General features: G+C 64.7%; 20 protein-coding genes. 8 read left to right on the top strand and 12 right to left on the bottom strand.

Going from position 1 to position 18,518, the window contains the following annotated elements:
• Positions 1-21: 21 nt before the first annotated feature.
• Positions 22-810, bottom strand: a complete 789-nt coding sequence (locus ACPEE1_RS14075) for an enoyl-CoA hydratase/isomerase family protein (RefSeq protein WP_116926879.1) — start codon at positions 808-810, stop codon at positions 22-24.
• Between the two features lie 55 nt (positions 811-865).
• Complete coding sequence (locus tag ACPEE1_RS14070) at positions 866-1,855, bottom strand: Bug family tripartite tricarboxylate transporter substrate binding protein (RefSeq protein ID WP_116926878.1); 990 nt, start codon at positions 1,853-1,855, stop codon at positions 866-868.
• A 212-nt stretch (positions 1,856-2,067) separates the two neighbouring features.
• Between ACPEE1_RS14070 and ACPEE1_RS14065 the strand changes: the two genes are divergently transcribed.
• On the top strand, positions 2,068-2,862 hold the full coding sequence (locus ACPEE1_RS14065) for a crotonase/enoyl-CoA hydratase family protein (protein ID WP_260719409.1): 795 nt from the start codon (positions 2,068-2,070) through the stop codon (positions 2,860-2,862).
• Positions 2,863-2,890: 28 nt separating this feature from the next.
• On the opposite strand, the gene ACPEE1_RS14060 is transcribed toward ACPEE1_RS14065, so the two are convergent.
• Positions 2,891-4,336, bottom strand: a complete 1,446-nt coding sequence (locus ACPEE1_RS14060) for a PLP-dependent aminotransferase family protein (protein ID WP_260719410.1) — start codon at positions 4,334-4,336, stop codon at positions 2,891-2,893.
• Positions 4,337-4,443: 107 nt separating this feature from the next.
• On the opposite strand from ACPEE1_RS14060, the gene ACPEE1_RS14055 reads away from it, so the two are divergent.
• The 4 genes from ACPEE1_RS14055 to ACPEE1_RS14040 all read left to right on the top strand — a co-directional run bounded on the left by ACPEE1_RS14055 (position 4,444) and on the right by ACPEE1_RS14040 (position 7,623).
• Positions 4,444-4,881: a carboxymuconolactone decarboxylase family protein gene (locus ACPEE1_RS14055; protein WP_182340814.1), complete on the top strand. Its 438-nt coding sequence runs from the start codon at positions 4,444-4,446 to the stop codon at positions 4,879-4,881.
• A gap of 33 nt (positions 4,882-4,914) precedes the next feature.
• Positions 4,915-5,640: an SDR family oxidoreductase gene (locus tag ACPEE1_RS14050; protein WP_260719411.1), complete on the top strand. Its 726-nt coding sequence runs from the start codon at positions 4,915-4,917 to the stop codon at positions 5,638-5,640.
• A 58-nt stretch (positions 5,641-5,698) separates the two neighbouring features.
• Positions 5,699-6,334 (top strand): FMN-dependent NADH-azoreductase, encoded by a 636-nt coding sequence (locus ACPEE1_RS14045; RefSeq protein ID WP_116926873.1) that lies wholly within the window; start codon positions 5,699-5,701, stop codon positions 6,332-6,334.
• 341 nt (positions 6,335-6,675) lie between these two features.
• The gene (locus ACPEE1_RS14040; RefSeq protein ID WP_423933322.1) at positions 6,676-7,623 is read left to right on the top strand and encodes an IS481 family transposase; all 948 of its coding nucleotides are present in this window, start codon (positions 6,676-6,678) and stop codon (positions 7,621-7,623) included.
• 167 nt (positions 7,624-7,790) lie between these two features.
• On the opposite strand, the gene ACPEE1_RS14035 is transcribed toward ACPEE1_RS14040, so the two are convergent.
• Complete coding sequence (locus tag ACPEE1_RS14035) at positions 7,791-8,378, bottom strand: hypothetical protein (RefSeq protein ID WP_133248186.1); 588 nt, start codon at positions 8,376-8,378, stop codon at positions 7,791-7,793.
• 135 nt (positions 8,379-8,513) lie between these two features.
• A complete protein-coding gene (gene lexA, locus ACPEE1_RS14030) occupies positions 8,514-9,230 on the bottom strand; it encodes a transcriptional repressor LexA (RefSeq protein ID WP_021024923.1) in 717 nt (238 codons plus the stop codon).
• Between the two features lie 114 nt (positions 9,231-9,344).
• Between lexA and ACPEE1_RS14025 the strand changes: the two genes are divergently transcribed.
• Positions 9,345-10,364: an asparaginase gene (locus ACPEE1_RS14025; protein WP_423933318.1), complete on the top strand. Its 1,020-nt coding sequence runs from the start codon at positions 9,345-9,347 to the stop codon at positions 10,362-10,364.
• 97 nt (positions 10,365-10,461) lie between these two features.
• Here ACPEE1_RS14025 and adk read toward each other — a convergent pair whose 3' ends face one another.
• The 7 genes from adk to ACPEE1_RS13990 form a co-directional block, all read right to left on the bottom strand.
• Positions 10,462-11,118: an adenylate kinase gene (adk, locus tag ACPEE1_RS14020; RefSeq protein WP_423933315.1), complete on the bottom strand. Its 657-nt coding sequence runs from the start codon at positions 11,116-11,118 to the stop codon at positions 10,462-10,464.
• Positions 11,119-11,335: 217 nt separating this feature from the next.
• Positions 11,336-12,130 (bottom strand): 3-deoxy-manno-octulosonate cytidylyltransferase, encoded by a 795-nt coding sequence (kdsB, locus tag ACPEE1_RS14015; protein ID WP_423933312.1) that lies wholly within the window; start codon positions 12,128-12,130, stop codon positions 11,336-11,338.
• A 229-nt stretch (positions 12,131-12,359) separates the two neighbouring features.
• Positions 12,360-12,956 (bottom strand): hypothetical protein, encoded by a 597-nt coding sequence (locus ACPEE1_RS14010; RefSeq protein WP_423933309.1) that lies wholly within the window; start codon positions 12,954-12,956, stop codon positions 12,360-12,362.
• Between the two features lie 161 nt (positions 12,957-13,117).
• On the bottom strand, positions 13,118-13,315 hold the full coding sequence (locus ACPEE1_RS14005; protein ID WP_027010813.1) for a Trm112 family protein: 198 nt from the start codon (positions 13,313-13,315) through the stop codon (positions 13,118-13,120).
• 8 nt (positions 13,316-13,323) lie between these two features.
• Positions 13,324-14,451, bottom strand: coding sequence for a tetraacyldisaccharide 4'-kinase (gene lpxK, locus ACPEE1_RS14000; protein ID WP_423933306.1), 1,128 nt, complete (start codon positions 14,449-14,451; stop codon positions 13,324-13,326).
• A gap of 42 nt (positions 14,452-14,493) precedes the next feature.
• Positions 14,494-14,910: an ExbD/TolR family protein gene (locus ACPEE1_RS13995; protein ID WP_116926867.1), complete on the bottom strand. Its 417-nt coding sequence runs from the start codon at positions 14,908-14,910 to the stop codon at positions 14,494-14,496.
• A gap of 19 nt (positions 14,911-14,929) precedes the next feature.
• Positions 14,930-15,550 (bottom strand): MotA/TolQ/ExbB proton channel family protein, encoded by a 621-nt coding sequence (locus ACPEE1_RS13990; RefSeq protein WP_021026538.1) that lies wholly within the window; start codon positions 15,548-15,550, stop codon positions 14,930-14,932.
• 614 nt (positions 15,551-16,164) lie between these two features.
• Here ACPEE1_RS13990 and xseA point away from each other — a divergent pair.
• Positions 16,165-17,526: an exodeoxyribonuclease VII large subunit gene (xseA, locus tag ACPEE1_RS13985; protein ID WP_423933302.1), complete on the top strand. Its 1,362-nt coding sequence runs from the start codon at positions 16,165-16,167 to the stop codon at positions 17,524-17,526.
• 273 nt (positions 17,527-17,799) lie between these two features.
• Positions 17,800-18,381, top strand: coding sequence for a superoxide dismutase (locus ACPEE1_RS13980; protein WP_021026539.1), 582 nt, complete (start codon positions 17,800-17,802; stop codon positions 18,379-18,381).
• Positions 18,382-18,518 lie beyond the last annotated feature (137 nt).

Genomic DNA, 18,518 nt, shown 5'->3' with positions numbered 1-18,518 from the left:
CTGCGCCTTCCGATCACGTGCTCAGTCCTGCCACTGGAACAGCGGCGGCTGCTTGGCTACAAAGCGGGCAATGGCCTCCTGGTGGAAGGCGCTTTCGCGGCACAGCGTCTGGGCCAGCGCTTCTTGCTGGTAGATCTCGTCGCGCTGGGTCTCAAAGGCGCGGTTCATCACGCGTTTGGTGTAGCCCATGGCCTCGGTCGGTGCGCTGGCAAAGCGCTCGGCAAAGGCCAGGGCGTCGGCCAGCACGTCTTCGCTGGTGATCTTGTAGACCATGCCCATCTGCTGCGCCTCGGGGGCGGCGACGACGCGGGCCGTGAAGGCCAGCTCCTTGGCCGCTTGCAGGCCCACCAGGCGCGGCAGCAAATACATGCCGGCCAGATCGGGCACAAAGCCGATCTTGGCAAACACGCAGCAGAACTTGGCAGACGGTGCGGCCAGCACAAAATCGCCTGCCAGGGCCAGCGACAGGCCGGCGCCAAAGGCGCTGCCCTGCACGGCGGTGATGACGGGCTTTTCCATGTCCAGCAGCTCGTCAAACCAGCGGTGCAGGCCCAGCATGCGGTTGCGGCTGTCAAACACATCCTGCTTGCCGGCAACGGCCGCTTGCATGCTCTTGATATCGCCGCCGGCGCAGAAATGGCCGCCGGCCCCCGTCAGCACCACGGCCTTGATCGCGCGGTCATCGCGCACCTGTGGGATCAGGCGGGTGAAATCCTCGCGCATCTGCTCGTCGAGCGCATTGCGGGCCTGGGGGCGGTTCATCGTCAGCACGGCGGTGGTGCCATGCATGCTCAGGGTCAGGGCGGTCATATCAGTCGGTTTTCAACAATAAAACGGTAAGGCAAGCCAGCGGCGGGAGCGGGGGCTATTCGGCGCGGATACCCAGCTTTTGGGCCACCGGTATCCAGCGTTCGCGCTCGGAGGCCACAAACTGCCCCCATTCTGCGGTGCTGCCCGCAATCGGCTGCGCACCTATGCGACGCAGGCGCTCTTGCACCTCAGGCTTGGCCAGGGACTGGTTGATGGCGCGGGCCATGCGCGCCACCGCGTCAGCGGGCGTGCCGCTGCGGGCCACCACGCCAAACCAGGCGCTCGCCTCGGTATCGCCAAAGCCCAGCTCGGCCAGGGTAGGCACCTGGGGCAGTGCTGCAAAACGCTGCTTGTCCAGAATCGCCAGTGGCACAATGCGCCCGCCAATGGCCTGCTGCATGCAGGAGGGCAGCGCGTCGAACATGATGTCCACATTGCCGCCCATCATGCTGGTGATGGCCGGTGCACTGCCGGAAAACGGCACATGCGTCACCTGAAAACCCATGCGCTCGGCGGCATATTCGCCCGCCAGGTGGGTGATGTTGCCGCTGCCGGCCGACCCCATGCTGAGCGTCTTGCCCTGGCGCTGCGCCTGCTGGGCGAGCGTGATCAGCGCGCGCAGATCGCTGGCGCCCAGGTCCTTGCGGGTGACCAGTAGCAAAGGCGCCTTGCCCAGGCCCGCGACAGGCACAAAATCCTTGACCGGGTCATAGCTCATCTTGGCGTAGATGGCGCTGTTGATGACCAGCGGCGCATTGGAGCCGACAAAGAAGGTGAGCCCATCGGCGGGGGCGCGCAGCGCGGTCTCGGCCGCAATCATGCCGGCGGCGCCGGCCTTGTTCTCGATGACGATGGGCTGCCCTGTGCTTTGGCCCACATCCTGGGCCACGATGCGGGTGATCTGGTCGGCGGCGCCGCCTGCGGGGTAGGGCACGACCCAGCGCAAGGGGGCATCGGCCGCGCGTGCCAGCCAGGGGCTGGCCAGGCTGGCGGCTGCGCCCCATTGCACAAGACGGTGGTGGAACTGGCGTCGGGATACGGGCATCAACTGTCTCCTAGGCAGCATGTAGTTATCGGCATGTGGGGCGCTGCCTGCCCCAGCATCCATGCAGGCTAGGGCCGTTTTTGGGCAGCGTCCAATACCAAATTGCACTCAGCTGATATGCAGGCGCATGCGGGCTTTAACCGTATGCTCTGGCTCATTCGGCGCACAGCGCTGACCACATCGAGACCTACCCGGAACCAGGAGCCCTTTCCATGACTGCATTTTTGAAGTACGAACAGCAAGGCCATGTCGTTACCCTGACGATGAACCAGCCCGAGCGCCGCAATCCGCTGACCGGCAACACGGCGGTGGCGGAGATCCTGGCCGCCTGCGAGACCATTGCGGCCGACAGCAGCGTGCGGGCCGTCGTCCTGACGGGCGAGGGCCCCGCGTTCTCGTCGGGTGGCGACATCAAGACCATGCAGCAGCAGTCCTTTGGCGATGTCGATGGCATGCGCATCCGCGATGACTACCGCCGTGGCATCCAGCGCCTGCCGCTGGCGCTGTTCAACCTGGAGGTGCCCACCATCGCGGCGATCAATGGAGCGGCGGTGGGCGCGGGCCTGGACCTGGCCTGCATGTGCGATCTGCGCGTGGCCTCGGACAAGGCCAAGTTTGCCGAGAGCTTTGTGAAGATGGGCATCATCCCCGGCGACGGCGGTGCCTGGCTGCTGCCCCGCGTGATCGGCATGGCGCGCGCGGCCGAGCTGTCGCTGACCGGCCGCATGATTGATGCCGCCACCGCCTTGCAGTGGGGCCTGGTCTCGCAGGTGGTGCCGCCCGAGGAATTGCTGAACGCCGCCAACGCCCTGGCCAGCGAGATTGCGGCCAACCCGCCCCAGGTCACCCGCATGACCAAGAAGCTGATGCGCGAAGGCATGCACCAGAGCCTGGCTTCGTTGCTGGAGCTGTCAGCCGCCTACCAGGCGCTGGCCCACCAGACGGCTGACCACCGCGAAGCGGTGACTGCCTTCTTGGAAAAGCGCACGCCTGCGTTTAAGGGCTAAGCAGTCCGTCTTCCTGGTCCGCGTTCCGCTAGCCGAAGGCTTGTTGGATCTGGCCCGCCAGCTGTAAGGCCTGCGCCTCGCTGGTGATATTGGCAAAGCCCATCAGCAGGCCTTGGCGAGGGGCTGCGTCGATATACCAGCGCGACAGCGGGTGCGTGGCCAGGCCCTGTACGCGGGCGCGCTGGGCCACCAGGCTGTCGTTGTCGCCGTCCTGGATCTGGCCGAGCAAGTGCAGACCGCCGGGCTGCAAGTCAATGCGCAGGCGATCGCCCAGCACTTGCTGAAAACTGCGCTGTGCGACTGCGCGGCGCTCGGCATACAAGAGCCGCATCTTCTTGAGGTGGCGGGCAAAGTGGCCCTGGGCCATGAAGTCGGCCACGCTGGCCTGCAGCAGATAGGGGCAGCCGGCATTGAGGTTGGAGCTGACGGCCTGAAAGCGGGGCACGACCTCGAGCGGCACCACCGCGTAGGCCAGGCGCAGGCCGGGAAACATCACCTTGCTGAAGGTGCCGGCGTAGATCACGCGGTCCTGCCGGTCCAGGCTTTTGAGGGCGGGCAGGGGCCGGCCCTGGTAGCGGAACTCGCTGTCGTAGTCGTCTTCGATGATCCAGCTGCCCGCCTCGCTCGCCCATTCGAGCAGCGCCATGCGCCGCTCCAGCGACAGAGTCACGCCCAGCGGGCTTTGGTGCGAAGGCGTCACCATCGCAAACCGCGCATAGGGGCTCAGCTGCCGGCCCGCATCCACCTGCAGGCCCTGGGCATCGACGGGCACGGGCACGATCTGTACGGCGGCATTTTGCAAAAACGGCCGCGCCAGGATATAGCCCGGGTCCTCAAACCAGAAGGCATCGCCAGGGCTGGCCAGGCTGCGCAGGCTCAGCTCCAGGGTGTTGCGCAGGCCGGTGGTGACAAAGACCTGCTCGGGCACGCAGGTCACGCCGCGCGAGACCGCCAGGTAGGCCGCAATGCGCTGGCGCAGCTCCTCATCGCCTTGCGGGTTGGGGTAGGCCAGGCGGTAGGGCTCGCTGCTGCGCAGGCGGTGGGTGACCAGCCGGTTCCAGACCTTGCGCGGAAAGGCATCGATCGCGGGCAGGCCCAGCTGCAAGGGGCGGGGCTGCAGGCCGTCGTGGTCCACGATATCGGCGGCCGGTGGCTGGGCGATGGCTTGCGGCGCCGGGGCCGTGGCAGCCGGGGGCAGGCTCGGTGATATGACGGTGCCCGCCGCGCCGCGCCCCTGGAAGTAGCCTTCGTCGGCAAGGATGCGGTAGGCCAGATCGACGGTGCCGCGCGCCAGGTTCAGCTCGGTGGACAGCGCCCGCGACGCAGGCACCCGGTCGCCGGCGCGCAGATGGCCTTGCGCAATGGCGGTCTTGAAGCGCTGGCAGATCTGCAGGTACATGGGCAGCTGCAGGCTGCGGTCGATGTGCAGCTGCAGCGCTGGCACAGGGTGGGAATTGGGAGGGTCAGAAATCATGGCCTAGTCATTTTTGCATTTCTTGGCTCTTTTGGCTTGGCCAAGACAACTGCATACTGCCTATCAGCAACGGAATTCACCGACGCAACCCAGCCATGGAGATAGCTATGCAAACCCGACTCGACTTCTACACCGCCGACCCCGCCATCATGAAGGCCCTGATGGGCGTGGAAAACCAGATTGCCAAGGGCAGCCTGGACATTCTGCTCAAGGAACTGGTGCGCCTGCGCGCCTCGCAGATCAATGGCTGCGCCTTTTGTCTGGACATGCATGTGACCGATGCGGTCAAGGCCGGCGAATCCAGCCGCCGCCTGGCCACCGTGGCCGCCTGGCGTGAGACGCCGTTCTTCAGCGACCGCGAACGCGCTGCGCTGGAATGGACCGAGGCGCTGACCCTGGTGTCGCACAACCATGTGCCCGATGCCGTCTGGGAGGCCGTGCGCCCCCACTTCACGGATGCCGAGCTGATGGAGCTGACGGCCGTGATCACCTCGATCAACAGCTGGAACCGCTTTGCGATTGCCTTTCGCAAGATGCCGGTTTAAGAAGCTAGCTCCCGGCGTGGCGCAAGACGGCCTATGAAAGTCCTGGTTCTGGGCGGCTGCAAGCTGCTGGGCGCGAAGGTGGTCAGCAATCTGCGGCAGCTGGGCTACCCGGTGGTTGCGGATGTGGACCCCAGGCTGCCAGCTGCGCTGCATGGCGCCCAGGTGCTGATTGATGTGCGCGAGCCACCTGTGATGGAGACGGCCGATGCGCTGGCGAGCTGGGCGAGCATATGCCGCCAGCTAAATGCCGCCATCGCCGCTGCAGCAGTGGCGCACCATATTGCGCTGTCGGCCTTGGGGTTGCAGCGCTTGCAGCACAGCGGCTACTACCAGGCGCTGGCGCTGCGAGAGCAGCTGATCCAGGCAGGCAGCACGCCTTATACGGTGCTGCGTGCCGCACCCCTGTACGAAAGTCTGGCACGGCTGGCACAGGGCAGCCCTGCCGGTACGGCGCTGACCATGCCCGTAGCGCGTATGCAGGCGATGGCCGCAGAGGACCTGGCGATGTTGGTGGCCGATGCCGCGCTGGCGCAGCCGTTGGATGGCTGCATGGAGGTGGCCGGGCCCCAGAAGATGGCGATGGCCGACTGGATGCAGCAGTACCTGCGCTTGCGCGGCGACCCGCGGGAAGTGCTGGGCGATGCCCACGCTCTGTATCGGGGGGCGTTGCTGGACGGTGACAGCTTGCTGCCCACGGGACCCGCTCGCCTGGGGCGGACCACGCTGGCGGCCTGGGTCTGCAAATGCAGTGCGGCTTGATGCCCCAGGCATTGGCTGGACACCGGGGTGTGATTATTTTCAAACGATTGGACGACTGATGACCCGTACCTTGCTCTTGAACTGTGGCCCCCATGGCCAGGCCAGCCATGGCTACCAACTGGCGGCCGATATGCTCGCCGAGTTGGGCCTGGCGCAGCAGCCGCTGCGCGAGCGCGACTTGGTGGCCACCCCGATACCGCCGATCAGCCGCGACTATGCGCTGGCGATCACCGCCAATGCGAGCGCGGATGCACCGGCGCTGGCCTGGTCCGAAACGCTGATCAAGGAGTTGGAAGACAGCGATCTGCTGATGATTCTGACCCCCATGCACAACTTTGCGGTGCCGGCCACGCTCAAGCTCTGGCTGGACCATGTGATCCGCATCCACCGCAGCTTTGCATCCACGCCTGAAGGGAAGATCGGCCTGATGAAAGACCGGCCCACCTTGGTGTTGGTGAGCTCGGGCGGCTTCCACACGGGCCCCCGGGCCCGGCAGGAAGATTTTCTGACGCCTTACTTGCGCTATGCGCTGGCCTCCATCGGCATCCGCAATGTGCATTTTGTATTGCTGCAAGGCCTGGTATTTGGCCCCGATGCCGTCGCCGCTGCGGTGGATAGCGCAAGAGATACCTTGCGGGAGCAGCTGGCGCCCTTCAAGCAGCAGGCGCTGGAGGTGGTCGCTGCTGCGCGCTGACAGCACGCGTAGCTGGTGCAAGTGGGCAGCAGGGAGCGATGGCTGACAGCGCGGGGTGCCCAGCGCATGGGCCTTGCACCACCAAGGCCTGGCCTGGACGGCAGGGAGGGGTGCTGCTGGACTGGGCAGGTCTGTACTGCCGTTGCACCTGTCTTGCATGTTGCCCAGACTATCTCAGCGTCGTTCTGGAAACCCTCCGGTAGGCTGTTGCCTGGCTGCTCACCCCTAGCCGGCCGCACCTAGCTGTGAAGGTTCAATAGGTTGTATCCGGTGTTCATCCGGGTTGGATTTGAGAGACTGGAAGTCGCCAAACACCCAACCCACTCAGGACAGCCAACCGGATGAACACTCATAAGCATGCCCGACTTACCTTTGCCCGGAGACTGGAGATGGTCAAACAGATGACCTTGCAAGGCCTGGATGCCTCTCAGGCCGGAGCCCTTCAAGGCGTCACCGCACAGACCGCTCGCAAGTGGCTGGGCCGCTACCTCTCGGGCGGCGAAGCAGCCCTGGCCGATGCTTCCTCCAGGCCCATTTGCTCTCCCAAAGCCATCTGCGAGTCCAAGGCCTTACTCATTGTTGAGCTACGCAAACGCCGCATGCTGCAGTCGCGCATTGCCAGCTACGCAGGCGTCTCGGCGTCCACCGTGAGCCGGGTATTGGCCCGTGCGGGCCTGTCTCGACTCAGCGATCTGCAGCCGTCCGAGCCCGTGGTTCGCTATGAGCACGATGCGCCTGGAGACATGCTGCACATCGATACCAAGAAGCTCGGGCGCATCGTTCGGCCCAGCCACCGCGTCACAGGCAATCGGCGCGATTCGGTCGATGGTGCGGGATGGGAGACACTGTTCGTGGCCATTGACGACCACGCACGCATTGCCTTTACCGCTATGCATCCGGACGAGAAAACGCCGCAAGCCGTCGCCTTTCTGCGCAACGCCGTGGCGTACTACGCGGGGCTTGGAGTGAGCATCAAACGCCTGCTGACCGACAACGGTGCGGCATTCCGCTCAAGGGAGTTCGCTGCGGCCTGCAACGCCTTGGGCGTGCAGCACAAGTTCACCAGGCCGTACCGGCCACAGACCAACGGCAAGGCCGAGCGATTCATCCAATCGGCGCTGCGCGAGTGGGCCTATGGTTGGACATACCAGAATTCAGCTGAGCGAACACAAGCCTTACATCGCTGGCAGCATTACTACAACTGGCACAGGCCTCACAGCGGCATTGGTCGAATTACCCCGATGGCCAGGCTCAAATCTGCAAACAACCTCTTGACAGTTCACACCTAGCCGGCCGCACCTAGCCGGCCGCACCTAGCGGCAATCGGGTCTGCCTGCGGCAAGATGCCGCGCCGGGGACGCTGAGCCCCATGCGCAAACCTTCGGCTAGTCTGGCCCTGTTTGCGGCGTTCAACGCATGCTGGGGGCCAGACTTGATCCCCGCCCTGGGCGGCGGCTTAGACCGCGTGCAGATGTTCCAGCCGCTCCAGGCGCTCGAGCTCGGCACAGATATCGGCCATGCTGCCCGACATGGCCCAGCGCATACCTTTTTGGCGGTGCAGGCTGGCCGGTTGGGCCCAGTACATCTTGATGGGCGCATCATTGGCGGCCTGGGCGCTGCAGCGCTGCACCGACAGGAAGGGGCGGGTGTGGGACTGCGCAGCTGCTGAGAGGCGACGGCGCGCAGCGGGTTTGCGCGGCAGGCGGATGCGGTCGATGGGGCGCTGCACTGGTGCACCATCGGCAGGCGAGTCAACGCGGGGCGTGTCCATGCAGGAGGTATCCGCGCCTGACGTATCCACGCTGGACTGAGCTACCGGGCCATCGAGCAAGCTCAGCTGCTGGGCGGCGCCGCGCTGTACAGCGGCAGAGGACGCGGTGGCAAAGCAGTGCACCTGGGCGGCCAGTTGGCCGTCATTGGCGGCGCCATGGCCGGGGCGGCGGCGGTTGCTGCGCACAATGGCACGCTGGATGGACTGGAACCAGGGCAGGCCGGCGACGAGGGAAAAAGGCGCAAGCGCGCGCAATGCATCTGCTACAAGCATAGGAGACTCCTTGGTATACGGGTAACAGCAGGATTGCGCAGGGCGAGCGCATCCCCCAGGGCTGTGGGCCAAGAGCCCACAACGCCCGCTACCTGGGGTTGCGCAGAAAAGGGAGGGCCGAGGGGGCCGCTAGGCCTAGTTCAGCATCGTGTTGCGGATCAGGCCCACGGCAATGCCTTCGATCTCAAAGGGCTCGCCGGGCTGCACGATGATGGGCAGGTAATCCGGGTTTTCGGCCAGCAGTTCAATGCCGTCCTTGGTGCGCTGGAGGCGCTTGACGGTGACATCATCGCCCAGGCGCGCCACGATGATCTGGCCGTTGCGGGCCTCGCGCGTGGCTTTGACGGCCAGCAGATCGCCATCGATGATGCCGACATCGCGCATCGACATGCCGCGCACCTTGAGCAGGTAATCGGGCTGCTGCTGGAACAGGCCGCCCTCCACGGTATAGGTTTGGTCGACATGCTCTTGCGCCAGGATGGGCGAGCCGGCCGAGACGCGGCCAATCAGCGGCAGGGCCAGCTGGGCGAGCTCTTGCACCACACGGCCCAGGCCGGCCGTGGCATTGGACACGCCTGCCAGCGGCGACGAAAAGCGCGTGCCACGTGCGGCGTTGATAGAGCGCACGGTATCGCTTTGCAGGCGAATCCCCCGGGAGGTGCCGCTGACCAGCTCGATCACGCCCTTGCGGGCCAGCGCCTTGAGATGGTCTTCTGCCGAATTGGCCGATTTGAAGCCCAGTTTGCTGGCAATCTCGGCGCGCGTTGGCGGGGCGCCGGTGCGCGAAATGGCGGTCTGGATCAGGTCCAGAATTTCTTGTTGGCGCGCGGTCAGTTTGGGATGGTCTCGCATAAGATCTCCGTGTGATCTGCGGTGCCGGGCAGAAGCAAAGCCACTGTGCATCCCAACACCTGTATATCAATCCAGTACCTGTATTTTTAACCAGTTTTTTGCAGGAGGCAAGCCTTGCAGCCAAAAATTTTGATCATCGGCACCGGCGGCACCATTGCCGGCATGGCTGATGACGCCGAGAAACCCGGCCAATACCGCGCGGCCCAGCTGTCCATCGCGGCCTTGCTGGCGGGCGTGAGCGGTATTGAGACAGCTGCGGCAGGCCCGCTGGATGCGGTGCAGATAGCGCAAATTGATAGCAAGGACATGAATGACGAGGTCTGGCATGCGCTGCTCAAGCGCTGCGATGCGGCCATGCACGATGAGACCGTGCGTGCTGTTGTTATCACCCACGGAACCGATACGCTCGAAGAGACTGCCTGGTTCCTGCATTGCGCTTTAGGGCGCCTGGCCAAGCCCGTGGTGCTGACCTGTGCCATGCGCCCGGCCAATGCCTTGATGCCCGATGGCCCGCAGAACCTGAAGGACGCCGTGGCCGCCGCTGCGGCGTTGGCTGCGGATGGCCAGCCGCTGCTGCGCGAGGTCGTGGCCGTGACGGGCGGCGGCGAGCTGCACAGCGCGCGCTGGCTGCAAAAGGTGCATCCGCACCGTTTGCTGGCCTTTTCATCGGGCGAGCAGGGGCCCCTGGGCTGGGTGGATGGCGTGACCGTGCGCCTGCGCCAGGGCTATGCCTCGCTGGCACCAGGCGCAGCGGATGGCTACACCGGCAGCCAGTGGCTGGCCGCCTTGCCTGCCCCCGCCAGCCAGCCCTGGCCCTGGGTGGAGATCGTGACCAGCCATGCCGGTATGCGCCCCGGGCTGGTGGACGCCCTGCAGGCCCAGGGCATCGACGGTCTGGTGGTGGCAACCACCGGCAATGGCACCGTGCATCAGGTGCTGCTGGAGGCCATGGCGCGCGCACGCCAGCAAGGTCTGCCGGTATGGCGCAGCAGCCGCTGCAGCGATGGTGTGATCAGCGATGCGGTACTGCCCGGGGTGGCCGATTTGGAAAAGGACTTGGCGGTGGCCTTGACGCCCTACAAATGCCGGGTCAGCTTGCAACTGGCGCTGGCGCAGGTCCAAGCCAAGGCCTAAAGCAGCCGCCACATGCCGGTCTGCTGATGGCATGAGCAGGCATTAAAAAAGCCACTGTCGCAAGACAGTGGCTGTGCGGATAAGTCTGTGCGACTTATCAGGCCTGCAGTGCGGCAATGGCGCGCTGCGTGATCTCTTCGACCGAGCCCATGCCACTGATGGCGCGGTACTTGGGGGCGGCGGCCGGGTCTTGTGCGGCCCAGCTGCCGTAGTAGTCCACCAAGGGGCGGGTCTGGTTGCTGTACACATCCAGGCGCTTCTTGACGGTTTCTTCCTTGTCGTCTTCGCGCTGCACCAGGGGCTCGCCGGTCACATCGTCGAGGCCTTCGGTCTTGGGCGGGTTGAACTTGACGTGGTAGGTACGGCCGGAAGCGGGGTGGCTGCGGCGGCCGCTCATGCGCTCGATGATGGCCTCAAACGGCACATCGATCTCCAGCACATAGTCGAGCTTGACACCGGCGGCCTTCATCGCGTCGGCCTGGGGGATGGTTCGGGGGAAGCCGTCAAACAGGAAGCCATTGGCGCAGTCGGCCTGGGCGATACGTTCCTTGACCAGATTGATGATCAGATCGTCACTGACCAGCTGGCCGGCGTCCATCACGGCCTTGGCTTGCAAGCCCAGCGGCGTGCCAGCCTTGACGGCAGCACGCAGCATGTCGCCGGTGGAAATCTGGGGAATACCGTATTTTTGGCAGATGAAGGCAGCTTGCGTACCTTTGCCGGCGCCGGGTGCTCCCAAAAGAATTAATTTCATGACGGTCCTTGGAGAATAAAAAACTTGCACGGCAAAAGCGGGCACTAAAGCCCGCTTTTACACAAAAAAACTGGGCTTGAGCATATCACGCATCAGGGGATTGTCAGCGAACTGGCACCAATACCGTGTCTCGGCTGCGCGAGACAGGCATGCTGCGCCTTTTAGCTTACGGTGCGCTTGCATCGGTGGCCGTCGCGGTGCAGGGCAGGCACGCGGGTTACATCACCGCGCCCAGCAGCTGGCGCACGCGCACCAGGTCTTCGGGCGTATCGACGCCCGAGCCAGGGATCTGCCGCGTCACATGCACGGCGATGCGGTGGCCATGCCAGATCGCGCGCAGCTGCTCGAGCATCTCGATTTGCTCGGTCGGGGCCTGGCTGAGCGTAGGGAAAGTATGCAAAAACTGGGCGCGGTAGCTGTAGATGCCCATATGGTGCAGCGGCGCAAAACCGGGCGTGCCGGTGGTGCCGGGGTTCTTCCACCAGGCCATATTCACAAAATCACGGCCCCAGGGGATGGGCGCGCGGCTAAAATAGCTGGCCAGGCCCTGTGCATCGAGCACCACCTTGACGACATTGGGGCTGAGCAGCGACTCCAGATCAGCAATCGGGTGCGCGACCGTGCCCATGCTGGCCTCGGGCCGGTCGCTGAGCAGCGCCGCGACCGCATCGATCAGCGCCGGCGCGATCAAGGGCTCGTCGCCTTGCACATTGACCACGATGTCATCGCCGCCCAATTGCAGCACATTGCAGGCCTCGGCCAGGCGGTCGCTGCCACTGGGGTGCTTGGGCGAGGTCATCACCGCTTGCACACCATGCTTTTTGCAGGCGTCGATGATGCGCTCGTCATCTGCAGCCACCACCACGCGCTGGGCGGCGCTCTCCTGCGCGCGCCTGGCCACGCGCACCACCATGGGCAGGCCGGCGATATCGACCAGGGGCTTGTTGGGCAGGCGCGAGGAGGCCATGCGCGAAGGAATCAAGACAGTAAACGGCGCGGGTGCGGATGCCATGGTGCTAAAGGAGAGGAGAGTGAAGCCAACTTAAATTGTAGCGAGGAGGGTGGCCGGCGAGGTGCGGCCGGCTAGGTGCGGCCGGCGAGGTGCGGCCGGCCAGGCGCTGCCAGCGAGGTGTAGCCGACTAGGTGCGGCCGGCCAGGTGCGCCCAGCTAGTCGCCGCCGACCAGGCCCGACAGCCACAAGCCACCTACCCAGGCAGTCGCCGCTGCTGCGGCGCCCGCGCTCAGGGTGCAGGCTTGACAGGCGTATTGGTCTCGTTGCTGCCAAACAGAATGGCCTCGATGGGGCGCAGTTTCTTGGCGTCGATCACCTCGCGCAGCTTGGGCAGGACGGCGACCAGGCCGTCGTAGCCCTGGGCTTTTTCCAGTTGCAGCTGCAGCCGAAAGCCTTTGAGCCCCAGGCCGCTGACCAATTGGCTGGCAGCGGCATAGGCCTTGATATAGCGCTCGCTGTGGTTGCTGATGGCAGCAGTTGCATTGCTGGCTGCGGTCTGCGCGGCAACTGGGGCGGCTGCAGCAGCGGGTGGCGGCGTGGTCGCAGGGTCGGTCAGGTTGTCAATGATGGCACTGGCGCTGGCGGGCAATTGGCCTGCGTCGCTGGGGCGCAAAAGCTCCAGCAGGCCTTGCTGCAGCAGCTGCTTGATGTCTTCGAGCACCTGCAGCTGTCCACCTGCCGAGGGCGCCAGCGCCATCACCTGTTCAATGCTTTTTTGCCCATCAAACATGATGAAGGCCGGTCGCATGCGGTGCGGCAACGAGGGATCCCGGGCGCGCAGCGCCTCCATGCCTTTGTCGGTTTTCTTGAGAATCAGGGTATGCATGGCAATGTGCTGAAAAAAATGGATGCAATCCACAAGGCCTGCCCGGAGGCGCTGTGCCTAAAATTTCAGCAAATTGTGTCTTTTTTTTACAAAACCGCTATTGGGGTTTGCCTGTGCGGACGGCCATGCCGGCCCCGGTGGGGCCGCAACTTCATCAAACCTTAATCTGCCGCAGCTAAAGCGTCGATTTCTTCGTCGCTGAGCGGGCGCGCTTCGCCTTCGAGCATGATGGGCATGCCATCGCGCACCGGGTAGGCCAGGCGCGCGCTGCGCGAGACCAGTTCCTGGCGCTCGCGGTCATAGCGCAGGGGGCCTTTGGTGACGGGGCAAACCAGCAGTTCGAGCAGTTTCGGGTCCATAGCAGCAATCAGTCTTTCTTAACAGGGGGCGATGCGGGCTGGTGCTGGCGCAGCAGTGCATCGGCATGCTGGCCAAAGGCCGGGTCGATGGCGACCTCCAGCGGCACAGCCAGTGCATGGGGGGCAATGCGCCAGAGCTTGTGCGCATCCTTTTCGGTGCACAGCAGCACGGGTGCATCGGGTGCACCTATTGTAGGTGCGCTGGTCGCGGCGATTCCGAGGCTTGCCAGCCAGGCCGGGTCGTCCAGCGGGGCATGGTCGGGCAGTGCATCGCTGCGGGCCAGCTGCAGGCCCTGGGCTTGCAGCATCGCAAAAAACTCCTGCGGATAGGCAATGGCGGCCAGCGCATGCACTGGCCGGCCGCGCAGATCGGCAAGCGCATGGTGGCGGCCATCCTGGCCAACGGCATAGCAGGCCAGGCTGCGCTGCAGCGGCCAGGCCGCTGCACCAGTGGCTGCCAGCTGCTGGGGCGCTGGGCCGGCGTAGAGCGCAATGTCCAGCCGCCTGGGCCAGGGCTCGCGCAGTGGCCCGGCCGGCAGTTGCCAGCCATTGCCAATGCCTTGGGCGTTGAAGACGGCAATCTCCACATCGCGGGCCAGTGCCAGGTGCTGCAGGCCATCGTCGCAGACCAGCACATCGACATCGGGGTGCGCCTGCAGGGCCGCCTGGGCGGCCGTGGCCCGCAGCGCAGCCACATACACCGGCACGCCACTGCGCTGGGCGATCAGCAAGGGCTCATCGCCCACCAGGCGCGGGTCGCTGCCGGGGGTGACGGCTATCGCGTTGGGATTTTTGCTGTTGTCGCGCCCATAGCCGCGCGAGATAACCGCTGGCCGCCAGCCCTGGGCCTGCAAGGCCTGCACCAGGTGCAGGGTCACAGGCGTCTTGCCCGCGCCCCCGGCGATCACATTGCCCACCACCACCACGGGCACCGGCGCGCAGTAGGCCTTGCACAGACCGGTGCGGTAGAGGGCGCGGCGCAGCGCGCCCAGCGCTGCATAGCACCAGGACAGCGGCAGCAGCGCGATGGCCAGCAGGCCTTTGCGCTGCCAGGCATCGGTGATGCGTGCCGAGCGGGGGCGCGTGGCACTGGGGGGCGCGGCAGGCGTGGATGGAGGGGGAGGCGGGACGGTCATGCAGGCTGCATGCTAGCACTGCCCAGGCGCAGTGCCTGGGGTTTAGCGTGCCGCCGTCTGGGTGGCAAAGGTGATCTGCTGCAGGCCAACGCGGCGGGCGGCTTCCATCACCGAGACCACGGACTGGTGCGGCGCCAGCGCATCGGCGCTGATGATGATCACGCTGTCCTTGCCAGCGGTGGCGGCATTGCGCAGTGCTTCGGCCATATCGGCCACGGTCTTGCCTTCCAGCGCGACCTTGCCCACGGCATAGCGCCCATCGGAAGCGACGGAGACGATGATCTCTTTGGGCCGGTCGCGCAATTGCTCGGCATTGGCGGTCGGCAAGGTCAGCTGCAGCTCGGTGAATTTGCTGTAGGTGGTCGAGAGCATCAGGAAGATGAGCACGACCAGCAGCACATCAATGAACGGGATCAGGTTGATCTCGGGCTCTGTCGTGGTGCGGGGGCGAAAGTTCATGCTGGCTCCTGCCCGGCGATCAGCTGCGGCGCAGCTTGTTCAGGTGGCGCAGAAACTGCTCGGCCGACAGCTCCAGGGTGAGCAGATAGCCATCGACCCGGCTGCGGAAGTAGCGCCAGAAAATGAGGGCCGGGATGGCCACCATCAGACCGAAAGCGGTGTTGTACAGCGCAATCGAGATACCGTGGGCCAGCATGCTGGGGTTGTTGCCGCCACCGCTTTGCGAGCCGAAGATCTCGATCATGCCGATCACCGTGCCCAAGAGGCCCAGCAACGGCGCGGCCGATGCGATGGTGGCGAGGGCGGTGAGGTACTTTTCGAGCTTTTGGGCTTCGCGGCGGCCGGTGCTCTCCAGCGTGGCGCGCAGGTCGGCCTCCGAGATGCGGGGCTCCAAGGTGATGGTGCGCAGTCCGCTGGCCAGCACCTCGCCCAGCGACGAGTTCTGGCCGAGCTGGTTCACCACTTCGGCGCTGGGCACCCCATTGGCTGAGACGGACATGGCTTCCTGCAGCAGGTTGGCTGGGGCGACTTTGTCCGCTTTCAAAGCCACAAAGCGCTCAACGATCAATGCCAGGGCCAGGATGGAGCAGGCAATCAAGGGCCAGATGGGCCAGCCTGCTGCTTGGATGATGGAAAACAAGATTCTCTCTCCGCTCTTTCTTTTTTCAGCGGCCATTATGGCCCAAGGCCACTGCCGGTCCGCCTAAAATCGGCGCTGGCGCTGCGTCGAACCCACAGTCCCAGGATGCCGGAAAGGCCCAGTCATCCACAAAAAATGTGGATAACTTTGTGGGTAATGTGTCATCAGCCGGAAAAATTGCCCAATTTACGGGGTTTTTCTTAGATTGCTTAAAAAATAAGCTGATAAAAATATTGAAAAATCAAAAGCTTGTACGTAGGTTCAATATTTTGTGCTACAGAGTATGACGTATGCATGACGCTGTCACAGAGCCGCTCTCTTGTGGACTACTGCGCGTTGGAGGTGTGGGAAAAGGCGGCTTTTGAGCCTTCCCTGGCCTCTATGTCGTTGCTGTGACGGGAAAAATGCCGCTGCCAGTGGTTGCGTTGGCAGCTAATTGGCAGCCCCTTCCGATAACGGAACCGCTGCATCTGGCGAAGGATGGCCAGCCCGCTGGATCCCTGGCGCAAGTCCCAGCCGCTACCATGTCTGCTGCATGCCGCGTTGCGGCGCAACCAACACTCACCTCTCCTGATTTCTGCCGCGCCGAGCCTGCCGCCAAGCCGGCCATTTTTATGGACACCACACACTACCCGCCCACTGCCGCTGCCAACGCCACCCCCAGCCCCAGCCCCCGCATCTGGGAGGTGGGCGCGCTGTGCCGGGCGGTGGCCGATGCGCTGGCGGCACGCTTCAACCCGGTGGAGGTGCGCGGGGAGCTCAGCGGTTTTTCGCGCGCGGCCAGCGGCCACTGCTACTTCAACCTCAAGGATGCCAACGGCCAGGTGCGCTGCGCGATGTTTCGCCGCTCCGCGCAGGCGCTGGACTTCAACCCGCGCGACGGCGAGCTGGTCGAGGTGGTGGGCAAGCTGGGGGTGTATGAGCAGCGCGGCGATCTCCAGCTGATTGTGGAAGGCATGCGCCGTGCCGGGCAGGGGGCGTTGTTCGAGCAGTTCCTGCGCCTCAAGGCGCAACTGGAGTCCGAGGGCCTGTTTGACAGCGAGCGCAAGCGGCAACTGCCGCTGATGCCGCGCGGCATCGGCATCGTCACCTCGCTGGGCGCGGCGGCGCTGCACGATGTGGTGACCGCTTTGCGCCGCCGCGTGCCGCAGCTGCCGGTGGTGCTGGTGCCAGCGCTGGTGCAGGGCGCGCAGGCGGCGCCATCGATGGTGGCGGCGCTGCAAAAGCTCTACCGCCTGGCCGAGGCCCAGATCGCCTATGACGCCCGCCTGAGTATTGACGCGCCGGCGGTGCCCATCGACACCATCTTGCTGGTGCGCGGCGGTGGCTCGCTGGAGGACCTCTGGGCCTTCAACGACGAGCAACTGGCCCGCACCGTAGTGCAAAGCCCGGTGCCGCTGGTGAGTGGCGTGGGGCATGAGACCGACTTCACGATCGCCGATTTCTGCGCCGATCTGCGCGCGCCCACGCCCACGGCCGCTGCCGAGCTGGTCTGCCAGCCGCGCGATGTCTGGCTGGGCGCGCTGCAACTGGCGGAGCAGCGCCTGGTCGATGGCGTCGAGCGCCATCTGGACCGCCAGCAGCAGCGCCTGGACATGGCAGCGCGCCAGATTGGCAGGCCGTCATCCTTGGTGCACGGCCAGCAGCAGATGCTGGACCGGCTTGGCCGCCGCCTGCAAAGCGCTGCACAAAGCCAGTTGCATGGCCAGGACAAGCGCGTGCAGCACCTGGCCAGCGTATTCCCCTCTGGCGCGGCGCGCCATCTGGAGCGCAGTGAGCAGCGCCTGGCGCAATTGCATGCGCGGCTGGAGCTGCTCAACCCGCGCCAGGTGCTGTCGCGGGGCTATGCCTTGCTGACCGACATGCAAGGCCAGGTAGTGAGTTCGGTAACGCAGGCGACACCGGGCAAGGCCCTGCATGCCGAGCTGGCCGATGGCAGTGTCGATGTGGTGGCGACCCAGCGCTTGCTGGTCTAGCGCTGCGCCAAGGTGCCACTGCGCAGGCCTGGGGGCGGACGCGCGCTTGCGCCACTGCGGCTGCCAGGCCGCGTGATGGCAATTGGCGGCGCTTTCTGACGCCGTGCTGCCTGGCTTGCATGCTATCGTCGTCATAGTAAATGGGCTGAACCCGTATTCATCAACGGGTCGATTTTCCTTTTTACAATCGACGACTGAGGCTGCGGGCTGGCCGGTGTTTGCCAACACCGCCTGGCCCGGCTTTGAAACCATACCAACCACGAGGAAACCACGATGGAACGCACTCTGCCACCACTGCCCTATGCGATTGATGCCCTGGCCCCTGCCTACAGCCAGGAAACGCTGGAATACCACCACGGCAAGCACCACAAGGCCTACGTGGACAAGCTCAACGAGCTGCAAAAGGGCACCGAGTTCGAGAACCTGGAGCTGGAAGCCGTGATCAAGAAGGCGACCGGTGGTATCTACAACCAGGCCGCTCAAATCTGGAACCACACCTTCTTCTGGAACTGCATGACCCCCGGCGGCGGCGCTGAGCCAAGCGGCGCGCTGGCCGATGCCATCAACAAGAAGTGGGGCAGCTACGCCGAGTTCAAGAAGGCGTTCCAGGCCTCGGCCGTGGGCAACTTCGGCTCGGGCTGGACCTGGCTGGTCAAGAAGCCCGATGGCTCGGTGGACATCGTCAATACCGGCGCTGCTGGCACCCCGCTGACCACTGACGACAAGGCACTGCTGACCGTCGACGTGTGGGAACATGCTTACTACATCGACTACCGCAATGCCCGTCCGAAGTTTGTTGAAACCTTCTTCGACAAGCTGGTGAACTGGAAGTTTGCGGAAAGCAATTTCGCCTGATAGCGGCTGCCCTGCGTGATCGCCGGGTACACCTGATCAGAAAAAAGGCCGGATGGTGCGCTGCACCGTATCCGGCCTTTGCTTTTTGGGGGCAGGGCGGTGCATTGGCGCCAGTGCCCAGTCTGTCAGCTACAGGC

The sequence above is a fragment of the Comamonas sp. 23 genome, from assembly GCF_049601575.1.
Taxonomy (GTDB): Bacteria; Pseudomonadota; Gammaproteobacteria; order Burkholderiales; family Burkholderiaceae_C; genus Comamonas; species Comamonas squillarum.
Note: the sequence above shows the minus strand (reverse complement) of the source record. Positions and strands in the feature narration are given on the sequence as shown.

Bases quoted from the DNA above. Each gene is read 5' to 3' on its own strand.
- ACPEE1_RS14075 (WP_116926879.1), bottom strand. From the start codon at position 810: ATGACCGCCCTGACCCTGAGCATGCATGGCACCACCGCCGTGCTGACG.
- ACPEE1_RS14070 (WP_116926878.1), bottom strand. From the start codon at position 1,855: ATGCCCGTATCCCGACGCCAGTTCCACCACCGTCTTGTGCAATGGGGC.
- ACPEE1_RS14065 (WP_260719409.1), top strand. From the start codon at position 2,068: ATGACTGCATTTTTGAAGTACGAACAGCAAGGCCATGTCGTTACCCTG.
- ACPEE1_RS14060 (WP_260719410.1), bottom strand. From the start codon at position 4,336: ATGATTTCTGACCCTCCCAATTCCCACCCTGTGCCAGCGCTGCAGCTG.
- ACPEE1_RS14055 (WP_182340814.1), top strand. From the start codon at position 4,444: ATGCAAACCCGACTCGACTTCTACACCGCCGACCCCGCCATCATGAAG.
- ACPEE1_RS14050 (WP_260719411.1), top strand. From the start codon at position 4,915: ATGAAAGTCCTGGTTCTGGGCGGCTGCAAGCTGCTGGGCGCGAAGGTG.
- ACPEE1_RS14045 (WP_116926873.1), top strand. From the start codon at position 5,699: ATGACCCGTACCTTGCTCTTGAACTGTGGCCCCCATGGCCAGGCCAGC.
- ACPEE1_RS14040 (WP_423933322.1), top strand. From the start codon at position 6,676: ATGAACACTCATAAGCATGCCCGACTTACCTTTGCCCGGAGACTGGAG.
- ACPEE1_RS14035 (WP_133248186.1), bottom strand. From the start codon at position 8,378: ATGCTTGTAGCAGATGCATTGCGCGCGCTTGCGCCTTTTTCCCTCGTC.
- lexA (WP_021024923.1), bottom strand. From the start codon at position 9,230: ATGCGAGACCATCCCAAACTGACCGCGCGCCAACAAGAAATTCTGGAC.
- adk (WP_423933315.1), bottom strand. From the start codon at position 11,118: ATGAAATTAATTCTTTTGGGAGCACCCGGCGCCGGCAAAGGTACGCAA.
- kdsB (WP_423933312.1), bottom strand. From the start codon at position 12,130: ATGGCATCCGCACCCGCGCCGTTTACTGTCTTGATTCCTTCGCGCATG.
- ACPEE1_RS14010 (WP_423933309.1), bottom strand. From the start codon at position 12,956: ATGCATACCCTGATTCTCAAGAAAACCGACAAAGGCATGGAGGCGCTG.
- ACPEE1_RS14005 (WP_027010813.1), bottom strand. From the start codon at position 13,315: ATGGACCCGAAACTGCTCGAACTGCTGGTTTGCCCCGTCACCAAAGGC.
- lpxK (WP_423933306.1), bottom strand. From the start codon at position 14,451: ATGACCGTCCCGCCTCCCCCTCCATCCACGCCTGCCGCGCCCCCCAGT.
- ACPEE1_RS13995 (WP_116926867.1), bottom strand. From the start codon at position 14,910: ATGAACTTTCGCCCCCGCACCACGACAGAGCCCGAGATCAACCTGATC.
- xseA (WP_423933302.1), top strand. From the start codon at position 16,165: ATGGACACCACACACTACCCGCCCACTGCCGCTGCCAACGCCACCCCC.
- ACPEE1_RS13980 (WP_021026539.1), top strand. From the start codon at position 17,800: ATGGAACGCACTCTGCCACCACTGCCCTATGCGATTGATGCCCTGGCC.